6 protein-coding genes are annotated in these 10,071 nt (G+C 71.9%); 4 read left to right on the top strand and 2 right to left on the bottom strand.

Going from position 1 to position 10,071, the window contains the following annotated elements; translation table 11 throughout:
- Positions 1–70 precede the first annotated feature (70 nt).
- Positions 71–3,241, top strand: a complete 3,171-nt coding sequence (gene lacZ, locus G5C65_RS05170; RefSeq protein ID WP_165297409.1) for a beta-galactosidase, LacZ type — start codon at positions 71–73, stop codon at positions 3,239–3,241.
- 63 nt (positions 3,242–3,304) lie between these two features.
- Here lacZ and G5C65_RS05165 read toward each other — a convergent pair whose 3' ends face one another.
- On the bottom strand, positions 3,305–5,485 hold the full coding sequence (locus tag G5C65_RS05165; RefSeq protein WP_165297408.1) for a putative bifunctional diguanylate cyclase/phosphodiesterase: 2,181 nt from the start codon (positions 5,483–5,485) through the stop codon (positions 3,305–3,307).
- Positions 5,482–6,303: an SAM-dependent methyltransferase gene (locus tag G5C65_RS05160; RefSeq protein ID WP_165297407.1), complete on the bottom strand. Its 822-nt coding sequence runs from the start codon at positions 6,301–6,303 to the stop codon at positions 5,482–5,484. Before G5C65_RS05160 ends, G5C65_RS05165 begins: the two co-directional genes overlap by 4 nt.
- A gap of 270 nt (positions 6,304–6,573) precedes the next feature.
- Here G5C65_RS05160 and G5C65_RS05155 point away from each other — a divergent pair, with 270 nt between their 5' ends.
- Genes G5C65_RS05155 through G5C65_RS05145 form a run of 3 tightly spaced genes read left to right on the top strand, consistent with a single transcriptional unit; the run spans position 6,574 to position 10,045 of the window.
- Complete coding sequence (locus G5C65_RS05155) at positions 6,574–8,178, top strand: ABC transporter substrate-binding protein (protein ID WP_165297406.1); 1,605 nt, start codon at positions 6,574–6,576, stop codon at positions 8,176–8,178.
- A gap of 8 nt (positions 8,179–8,186) precedes the next feature.
- Positions 8,187–9,197, top strand: a complete 1,011-nt coding sequence (locus G5C65_RS05150) for an ABC transporter permease (protein WP_165297413.1) — start codon at positions 8,187–8,189, stop codon at positions 9,195–9,197.
- Between the two features lie 2 nt (positions 9,198–9,199).
- On the top strand, positions 9,200–10,045 hold the full coding sequence (locus G5C65_RS05145) for an ABC transporter permease (RefSeq protein WP_338146238.1): 846 nt from the start codon (positions 9,200–9,202) through the stop codon (positions 10,043–10,045).
- The last annotated feature ends 26 nt before the right edge of the window (positions 10,046–10,071 follow it).

Here is a 10,071-nt window from a genome sequence, read left to right as displayed (position 1 = left end):
GTGTGGGAGGGGTGAAAAACTATGTGTGAAAGCGTTGATACGCCTTGTTGTTTGTGGTGTCTTGTGGAGTATGGATGCGAAGCCTTGGGCACGAAGGACTTTTCTGGCGGCCAGTGGTGGAGTTCTCGCAGGCTGGGCCGTCTTCCGGGAGCAGAAGGCGGCCTTCGCCGCACAGGCGGGACAGGCGTGGGATGCCGACCCGACCACCTTCGCGATCAACCGAGAACCGGCGCGCGCGACGCTCATCCCGTATCCCGACGCGCCGTCCGCGCTCCGTAAGAAACCAGCCAGCTCGCCCTACTACCGCTCGCTGAACGGCAGCTGGCGGTTCCGCTGGTCCGAGAACCCCGGCAAACGGCCCGGGGGATTTCACCGCCCCGGCTACGACGACAGCGCGTGGGACCGTATCCCCGTGCCGTCCAACTGGGAGATGCACGGCTACCGCGAGCCCATCTACCTGAACATCAAGTACCCCTGGGTCGGCTACGAGACCCCCGAACCGCCCGAGGTGCCGAAGGACTTCAACCCCGTCGGCTCCTACCGCCGCACCTTCACCGTCCCCCGCGGCTGGGACGGGCGGCATGTGCTGCTCTCCTTCCAGGGCGTCAAGTCCGCCTTCTTCGTCTGGGTGAACGGCGAACAGGTGGGCTACAGCGAGGACAGCTACACCCCCGCCGAGTTCGACATCACCAGCCGGCTGCGCGCGGGGGAGAACACCCTCGCCGTCGAGGTGTACCGCTGGTCGGACGGGAGCTGGCTGGAGGACCAGGACATGATCGACCTGTCCGGGATCTTCCGCGACGTGTATCTGTACTCCGTCCCGGCCGTCCACCTCGACGACGCCGAGGTGCGCACCGAGTTCGACGACGCCTTCCGGGACGCCCGCCTCACCGTCCGCGCCCGGCTGCGCAACCGCACCGGGAAGGCCGCGGGCGAGCACACCGTGCGCGCCGTGCTCTACGACGCCGAGGGCGAGGAGGTCGCCACCCGCGGGCTCAGCGGCAGCGCGGAGCCGGACGCCGACGGCACCGCCGAGCTGACGCTGTCCGCCGATGTCGCGGGGCCCGCGCAGTGGTCCGCCGAGAGCCCCGCCCTCCACACCCTCGTCCTCACCCTGGAGGGGCCGGACGGCGAGGAGCGCGAGGTCCAGCGCGTCCGCTTCGGCTTCCGGCAGGTCACTTGCGGCCCCGGCAAGCTGCTCGTCAACGGCAAGCACGTGTACTTCACCGGCACCAACCGGCACGAGACCGACCCGGTGCACGGCCAGGCGGTGCCGGAGGAGGTGATGCTGCGGGACATCCGCCTGATGAAGCAGCACAACATCAACGCCGTACGCACCTCGCACTACCCCAACGCGACGCGCTGGCTGGAGCTGTGCGACGAGTACGGGCTGTACGTGGTGGACGAGGCCAACCTGGAGACGCACGAGATCCGCGACACCCTCCCCGCATCGCTGCCGGAGTGGAAGGCGGCGTGCGTGGACCGGATGCGCAGCATGGTCGAGCGGGACAAGAACCACGCCTGCGTGGTGATCTGGTCCCTCGGCAACGAGGCGGGCCACGGCGACAACTTCCGCGCCATGGCGGACTGGGCGCACCAGCGCGACGACTCGCGGCCCGTGCACTACGAGCAGATGAACTCCGTCGCCGATATCGAGAGCCGGATGTACGCCAAGCCCGACTGGGTCGAGGAGTACGGCAGGTCCGGCAACAAGAAGCCGTTCCTGCTGTGCGAGTACGCGCACGCCATGGGCAACAGCGTGGGCAACCTGCGGGAGTACTGGGACGTCATCGAGAAGTACCCCAATCTGCACGGCGGCTTCATCTGGGACTTCGTCGACCAGACCGTCCGCAGACCCGTCCCCGGCGACCCCTCGCGCAGCTACCTCTCCTACGGCGGCGACTGGGTGAAGGGCTACCCGACGGACGGCAACTTCTGCTGCAACGGCTTCGTGCGCGGCGACCGGGAGCCCGACCCCGAGATCCACGAGATCAAGCACGTCTACCAGCGCGTCGCCTTCTCCGCCGACGGCCCGGAGGCGGCCCGCGGCAGGGTCACCCTCGTCAACAAGCAGCTCTTCACCGGGCTGGACGCCTACGAACTGCGCTGGGAGGTCACCCGGGACGGCAGGCGCGAGCAGCACGGCGCGCTGGCCCCGCCCGAGACCGCGCCCGGCGCGCGGAGCACCGCGCGGCTCCCGCTGCGCCGCCCCCGGCACCCGGAGCCCGGCGCCGAGTACTGGCTGAACCTCTCCCTCGTCCTGCGCGAGAAGACCGCGTGGGCCGACGCCGGACACGAGGTCGCCGCCGGCCAGCTCCCGCTCACCGCCTGGCAGCGGGCCGCGCCCGGCGACCCGGACCCGGACCGGCTGCCGCCCGTCGAGTACGAGGAGACCGCCGCCGAGGTCACCGTCACCGGGCGGCACTTCCGCCTCACCCTGGACAAGAAGAAGGGCACGCTCACCTCCTTCGTCCACCGGGGCGCGGCGCTGCTCACCGAGGGCCCCGCCCCCAACTTCTGGCGCGGCCCCACCGACAACGACATCGGCCGCAAGTTCCACGAGACCGCCCGCACCTGGCGCGACGCGGGTAGCAAGCGCACCACGGACTCCGTCGAGGTCACCCGGAAGAGCGCCTCCGTCGTGGCCGTCGAGGTCCGCGCCACGCTGCCCACCGAGCCCGCCGCCTCCGCGTACACCACCGTCTTCACCGTGCGCGGCGACGGCGAGGTGCGCGTGGCGCACACCCTGGAGCCCGGTGCGGGGCTGCCCGACCTGCCGATGGTCGGCGCGCTGCTCACCCTCCCCGAGGAGTACGGCAGCCTCACCTGGTACGGCCGCGGCCCGCACGAGAACTACTGGGACCGCCGCACCGGCGCGCCGGTCGGCCGCTACCGCTCCACCGTGGACGAGCAGTTCGTGCCGTACGCGCGCCCGCAGCAGTGCGGCAACGTCACCGGGGTGCGCTGGGCCGCGCTCACCGGGCGGGGCCGCACCGGGCTGCGGGTGACCGCGGACCCGGACGAGCACCTGGAGCTGAGCGCGCTCCGCTACACCCCGCACGACCTGGACGGGCCCCGGCATCCGTACGAGCTGAAGCCCCGCGACGCGACCGTGCTCGGCGTCAACCACCGGCAGACGGGCGTCGGCGGCAACGACTCCTGGGGCGCCCCGCCGCTGGAGCAGTACCTCCTGCACGCCGACCGCACCTACCGCTACGGCTACCGCCTGCGCGCGGTCTGACGCTCCGGGCCGTGCCCCGTGCCCCGCGCCGCTCCCGGTGCAGGGCGCGGGGCACGGCCGAGGTCAGGGGGAGGGGCACCCCCAGTCGCGGCCGAACTCCGCGGCGGGTGCCGGGCGCGCGTAGTACCAGCCCTGGGCGGTGTCGCAGCCCAGATCGCGCAACTGGTCCGCCTGGTGCTCCGTCTCCACGCCCTCCACGGTCACCGCCAGGCCCAGCGCGTGCGCCAGCGAGACGATGCCCTCGACGAACGTGACGTCGACGGGGTCGGCCGGGTGGCGCTGGAGCCCCTGGGTGAAGGAGCGGTCCAGTTTGAGGGTGGTCGCGGGCAGCTTGCGCAGATTGGCCAGGTTGGAGTAGCCGGTCCCGAAGTCGTCCAGCGCGATGTCGACGCCCATCTCGGCGAGCTGCCACAGCGGCTTCAGCTCGTCCGCGTCGGCTCCTATCAGGGCGCTCTCGGTGACCTCCAGACAGAGCGACGACGGCTCCACTCCGGCCGACTCCAGTACGGCGATGGTGTCCGGCACCAGGTCGGGGTGGTGCAGCTGGCGGGGCGAGAGGTTGACGTTGACCCGCAGCGTGCGGCCCACCGCCCAGTCGCACGCCTGCCGGACGGCCTGCTCCAGCACCCAGCGGCCCAGCGGCACGATCAGCCCGGTGTGCTCGGCGAGCGGGATGAAGCGGTCGGGGCCGAGCCGCCCGTGCACCGGGTGCGCCCACCGCACCAGCGCCTCCGCGCCGTCCACGTGCCCGTCGCTCATCCGGATCAGCGGCTGGTACTCCAGGAAGAACTCGTCCCGCTCCAGCGCGGCGGGCAGGTGGTTGGTGAGGCTGTGGCGGTCTATGGCCCGCGCGTCCGAGTCCGGGTCGGCCAGCTCGTAGCGGTTCCCGCCGGCGTCCTTGGCGCGGTACATGGTGATGTCCGCGCTGCGCAGCACCTCAGCGGGCCCCAGATCGCCCTGGGTGGGGCCCTCGACGATGCCGATGCTGGCCCGTACGGACAGCTTCCGGCCGTCCACCGAGATCGGTGTCGCCAGCGCGGCCAGTGCGGCGCGGGCCAGGCTGGTGACCTCCTCGCGGCCCTCGGGGTCGGAGATCAGCACCACGAACTCGTCCCCGCCGATCCGGGCGACCAGGTGGGAGGGTGCGGGGCAGCAGGACTGCAGCCGCTCGGCCACCGAGACCAGCAGCTGGTCGCCGACCGCGTGCCCCAGGCTGTCGTTGACGGCCTTGAAGCCGTCGATGTCGAGGTAGCACAGCCCGAACCGCTTGACGCTGCTGCCCGCCGCCAGGATCCGGTCCAGCCGCTCGGCGAACAGGGTGCGGTTCGGCAGCCCGGTCAGCTCGTCGTGGGTGGCCTCGTAGCGCAGCCGCAGATGCAGCAGCCGGCGCTCGGTGATGTCCTCCATCAGGGCCAGCTGGTAGCACGGCTCGCCGTCCGCGTCGCGCAGCAGGGAGACGGTGAGGTTGGTCCACAGCACGGTCCCGTCCGGGCGCTGGTAGGGCTTCTCGACGCGGAAGTGGTCCCGCTCGCCGCGTGCCAGCTCGTGGTGCAGCCGCCACACGCCCGGGGCGTCGTCGGGGTGCACCCAGTCGTTGAGGTTGCGGCGCCGCATCTCCTCCTCCGAGCGCCCGAACATCCGGGCGAGGGCGCCGTTCGCGTCCCGCAGCCTGCCGTTCATATCGGCGATGCCGATGCCGATGGTGGCGTCCTTGAACACCGCGCGGAACCGCGTCTCGCTCGCGTGCAGCGCCTCCTCCACGGCGGTCTGCGCGGCCAGCGCGGCGCGCGAGAGCGCCTCCTGTTCGGCGAGCGTCCGCTCGCGCAGCGCCCGCGCGAAGCCGGCGGCGATGGCGTGCTGCAGCCGGGCGCAGCGGGAGCGCGCCTCGTCCACCGGGAGGGAGCCCGGCGGGCTGCCGTACAGCACCAGATAGGACTCGACGACGCCCAGCGCGGGCGGCAGCACGTCCGGGCTGGTGCAGTGCGCGTCGACCAGCGCCCGGCCGACGCCCCAGCCCGGCGCGGGGGTGAACGGGCGCGCGTGCAGCGCCTCGCCGAGGAGGCGGGCCAGGGGGTAGAGGTAGTCCTCCAGCTCGGCGCGGGTCATCGAGGTCTGCGTCGCCGGGTAGACGGCGCGGCTCCAGATGGTCGCGAAGCGGCGTATGCCGTCGTCGCCGGGGTCGGCCGCGGGCGCTGGAGAGGTGTCGTCGTCGAGCTCGTCGCGCTCGTGCCCTGAGGAGGTCACCCGGCGAGCTCCGGCCTGCGGCCCACTCCGGCGAAGCCGGAGAAGGCGACGGGGTCCTCCAGCTCCGGAGGGCTGTCGGGGCGCCAGTGCGGCACGGTGACCAGGCCCGGCTCCACCAGCCGGAAGCCGTCGAAGAGCCGCTCGATCTCGCTGCGGGGGCGGATGACGAGCGGGGTGTTGGTCGTGCTGTAGACCTGCCGGAGGCTCCGGCCGCCGTCCCGCCGCGGGCCGCCCTCGGGCGAGCCGTGGGAGAGGACCAGCAGACTGCCGGGCGCCAGCGCGCGGCAGAACTCGGCCACGGTCTTCACCGGCTCGTCCCGGTCCTCGATGAAGTGCAGCACGGAGACCAGCATCAGCGCCACCGGCCGGTCCAGGTCGAGCAGCCACTCCACCTCGGGGCTCTCCAGCACGTCCTGCGGGGAGCGGAAGTCGGCCGAGACGATGGCCGCGCCGTCCTGCCCCTCCAGCACCGCGCGGCTGTGTGCGACGGCAACGGGGTCGTTGTCCACGTAGACGACCCGGCAGCCCGGGTGCACGGCCTGGGCGACCTCGTGGACGTTGCCGAAGGTGGGGATGCCGGAGCCGATGTCGAGGAACTGGGTGACGCCCTCGCCGATGGCGTAGCGGATGGCGCGCCGCATGAAGGCACGGTTCACCTGCATGATCTTCGGTAGTCCCGGCCACGCCGCGATGGCCCGTCGGGCGGCTTCCCGGTCGACCTCGAAGTTGTGCGAGCCGCCGAGATAGTAGTCGTACATCCGCGACACGCTGGGCACGTTGAGATCGATGCCCTGTGGGGCCCATGCGGGACGTTCCATCGAGGGGTCTCCAGCTCGCTCAGCTTCGGGGGGTTCCCGGTTCGGGACATGAGGCTACTGACCTCAAGTCCGCGCGTGGAAGGAATCGGCAGTTCTGCGACTGGAACTCGCCTGGATCATGCCAGCAGGTACCGGCCCTTTCCGGGCATAGCCCCTCGTCCCATGCCATCGGCGCCTGCCGGCCACCCGGAGTGCGGCGGTCCGCCGCCATGGGGTTTAATTGCGAATCGTTCGCAATAGCATTTCACCTTCATCAGGGAGTACGGAAGCATGACGGCCCGGACGGTACGGACAGTGACCGCCACAGCAACGGCCCTGGCAGCGCTGACGGGGGCGGCGGCCTGCTCGGCGCCGGGCGGCGACGGGGACGGTGACGGGGGAACGGATTCGGTCACCATCGGCGTCGCGCAGGAGCCCGAGACGCTCAGCCCGCTGCTCGGATACGGCAGGGAGGGCAACTCGAAGATATTCGACGGCCTGCTGCGGCACGACGCCGACATGAACCTCAAGCCCGCGCTCGCCACCAAGCTCCCCGAGATCAGCGACGACGGCAAGACCTACACCTACACCCTCCGCAAGGGGGTGAACTTCAGCGACGGCGGCCCGTTCAGCGCGCAGGACGTGGTCTTCACCTACCGCACCATCCTCGACAAGAAGACCAACAACCCCTACAAGGACGACTTCGCCGCCGTCGAGAGCGTCCGCGCCGAGAGCCCCAGCAAGGTCGTCTTCAAGCTCAAGTACCCCTACGCGGCCTTCGCCGAGCGCACCATCCAGCCGATCGCCTCCAAGGCCATCGCGGGCACCGCGAGCAACAACGACATCAACAACGGCTCGTACAACACCGAGCCGGTCGGCACCGGACCCTACACCCTCAGCAAGTGGCGCAAGGGCGAGAAGCTCAGCTTCAAGGCCAACCCGCACTACTGGGGCGGCAAGCCGACGGTGAAGAAGTTCACCGTCGCGGTCATCCAGGACGACGACGTGCGCGCCACCCGCCTCAAGTCCGGCGACCTGGACGCCGCGATCCTGCCGCCCAACCTCGCCGAGCCGTACGGGAACGACGGCGGCAAGCGCGTCATCGAGGCCCGGACCGCCGACTACCGCGCCGTCTCGCTGCCCTCCGGCAACCCCGTCACCGGCGACCGGGCCATCCGCCGCGCGCTCGACGCCGCCGTCGACCGGAAGGCCATGGTCAAGGGCATTCTGGGCGGCGCCGGCCGGCCCGCCTACGGCCCGCTGGCCACCGACCACGCCTACTTCGCCAAGGGCACCGAGCGCTCCCGCGACCTCGCCGCGGCCAAGAAGATCCTCGACAAGGCCGGCTGGAAGCCCGGCGACGACGGCATCCGGGTCAAGGACGGCAGGCGCGCCGCGTTCAAGCTGTGGTACTTCTCCGGCGACAAGCTCCGCAAGGACCACGCCCTCGCCTACGCCTCCGACGCCAAGAAGGCCGGCATCGACATCAAGGTGCAGGCCGGCAGCCGCGAGGTCATCCAGCCCCGGCTCAAGCACGACCCGATGCTGCTCGGCAACGGCTTCCCGCCGGACCCCGACTTCGACATGTACCCCGCGCTGCACTCCTCGCAGATCGGCAGCGGCTGGAACAACATGGCCTTCTACGACGACAAGACGGTCGACAAGGCGCTCGACGAGGGCCGGCAGAGCCGCGATGAGAAGGTCCGCCACCGGGCGTACGACACGGTGCAGCGGGAGCTCGCCAAGAATCCGCCGTACACCTTCCTCACCACGATCGACCACGTCTACGTCGTCAGCGACAAGTGGAAGGACCTCACCACCCAGACCGAGCCGCACGACCACGGCATCGGCGCCGGGCCCTGGTGGAACGTGCAGGACTGGCAGCCGAAGAAGTGAAGCGGGAGCTGACGGCGCGCCCGGCCGGCCGGCGGGCGCTGTGGGCGCCCGCGGCCCGGCTGGTGGGGCGGCGGCTGCTCGCCGCCGTCCCGGTGCTGGCCGTGGTGACCTTCGGCGTCTTCGCGGTCGCCGCCGCCTCCCCCTTCGACCCCGTGCAGCAGTACGCCGGCTCCGCCGGCCTGAACGCGTCCCAGGAGACGCTGGACCAGCTGCGCCGCAACCTCGGCGTCGACGGGCCGTTCCCCGAGCGCTGGTGGCACTGGGTCACCCACGCGCTGAGCGGGGACCTCGGCGACTCCACCGCGCTGCGCCAGCCCGTCTCGCAGGTCATCGGGGAGCGCCTCGGCTGGTCCGTGCTGCTGTGCGCCGCCGGCTTCCTCTTCGCCATCGCGGCGGGCACCGCGCTCGGCGTCGCCGCGGCCCGGCGCCGCGGCGGCATGCTCGACCGCGCTGTGACCTCCGTCTCCTACACCCTGGAGGCCGCGCCGCCGTTCTGGCTGGGACTGCTGGCCATCTGGCTGTTCGCGATCCAGCTCGACGTGCTGCCCGCCGGAGGGCTCACCGACACCGGGAGCGACGCGGTGACCGCGGGCGCGGTCCTGCGGCACCTCCCGCTGCCCGCGCTGGTGCTGGGCGTCTCCCAGGTGCCCTGGTTCCTGCTGTACGTACGGCAGGGCGTCGCGGACGCGCTCGACGAGGACGCCGTGCGCGGCGCCCGTGCGCGCGGCCTGTCCGAGCGCACCGTGCTGCTCGGGCACGCGCTGCGCTCCGGGCTGCTGCCGGTGCTCACCCTGGTCGGCTCCCGGGTGCCCGAGCTCATCACCGGCGCGCTGCTCGTCGAGACGGTGTTCAGCTGGCCCGGCATCGCCTCGGCCACCGTGGAGGCGGCCACCTCCACCGACTTCCCGCTGCTGGCGGCGCTGACCGCGCTCGCCACGGTCGCCGTGCTCGCCGGGAACCTGCTCGCCGACCTGCTCTACGGACTGGCCGACCCGCGCGTGGCCCTGGAGGAGATGTGAGGATCCCGCTGCTCCCGGCGCTGTCCGCGCGCACCGTGCGGGTGCGCGTCTCGGTGGGGCTCGTCGCCGCCGTGGCGGGCGCCGTGCTCCTCGTGCCGCTGCTCTTCCCGCTGGACGAGCAGGCCGTCGACATGGCGAACAAGCTCCACCCGCCGTCCTGGGCCCACCTCTTCGGCACCGACGACCTGGGCCGCGACGTGCTGCTGCGCAGCGTCTACGGGCTCCGCGTCTCACTGCTGGTCGGAGTCGTCGCCGCGCTGACCGCCACCGTCATCGGCACGGCCGTCGGCGCCGCGGCGGGCGCCTCCGGGGGGCGGGTGGACCGGCTGGTGATGCGGGTCGTGGACGTCTTCTCGTCCGTTCCGCACCTGCTGCTGGGCATCTTCATCGTGGCGATGTTCCGGCCCGGCGTGTGGCCCGTCGTCATCTCCGTCGGGCTCACCCACTGGCTGTCCACCGCGCGGATCGTCCGGGCCGAGGTGCTGTCGCTGCGCTCGCGCCCCTACATCGACGCGGCGATCTCCGGCGGCGCCTCGCGCTGGCGCGTCGGCGTGCGCCATCTGCTGCCGGGGGTGCTCCCGCAGGCCGGGCTCGCCGCCGTGCTGATGGTGCCGCACGCCATCTGGCACGAGTCCGCGCTGTCCTTTCTCGGGCTGGGGCTGCCGACCCACCGGGCGAGCCTGGGGAACATGATCCAGGACGCGCGGGGCACGCTGCTGGCCGGCGACTGGTGGCCCACCCTGTTTCCGGGGCTGTTCATCATCGTGCCGACCCTCGCCATCGCCGGGCTGGCCGGGGTGTGGCGGGAACGGATCAACCCCCGCCGACGGTCGGAGCTGATGCTGTGAGCGAGAGAACACTGCTGTCGGTGCGG

It is taken from the genome of Streptomyces boncukensis (assembly GCF_011045075.1).
Classification (GTDB): domain Bacteria; phylum Actinomycetota; class Actinomycetes; order Streptomycetales; family Streptomycetaceae; genus Streptomyces; species Streptomyces boncukensis.
Note: the sequence above shows the minus strand (reverse complement) of the source record. Positions and strands in the feature narration are given on the sequence as shown.

Excerpts from the sequence above, each read along its gene's own strand:
- G5C65_RS05155 (WP_165297406.1), top strand. The coding sequence starts at position 6,574 with ATGACGGCCCGGACGGTACGGACAGTGACCGCCACAGCAACGGCCCTG.
- G5C65_RS05160 (WP_165297407.1), bottom strand. The coding sequence starts at position 6,303 with ATGGAACGTCCCGCATGGGCCCCACAGGGCATCGATCTCAACGTGCCC.
- lacZ (WP_165297409.1), top strand. The coding sequence starts at position 71 with ATGGATGCGAAGCCTTGGGCACGAAGGACTTTTCTGGCGGCCAGTGGT.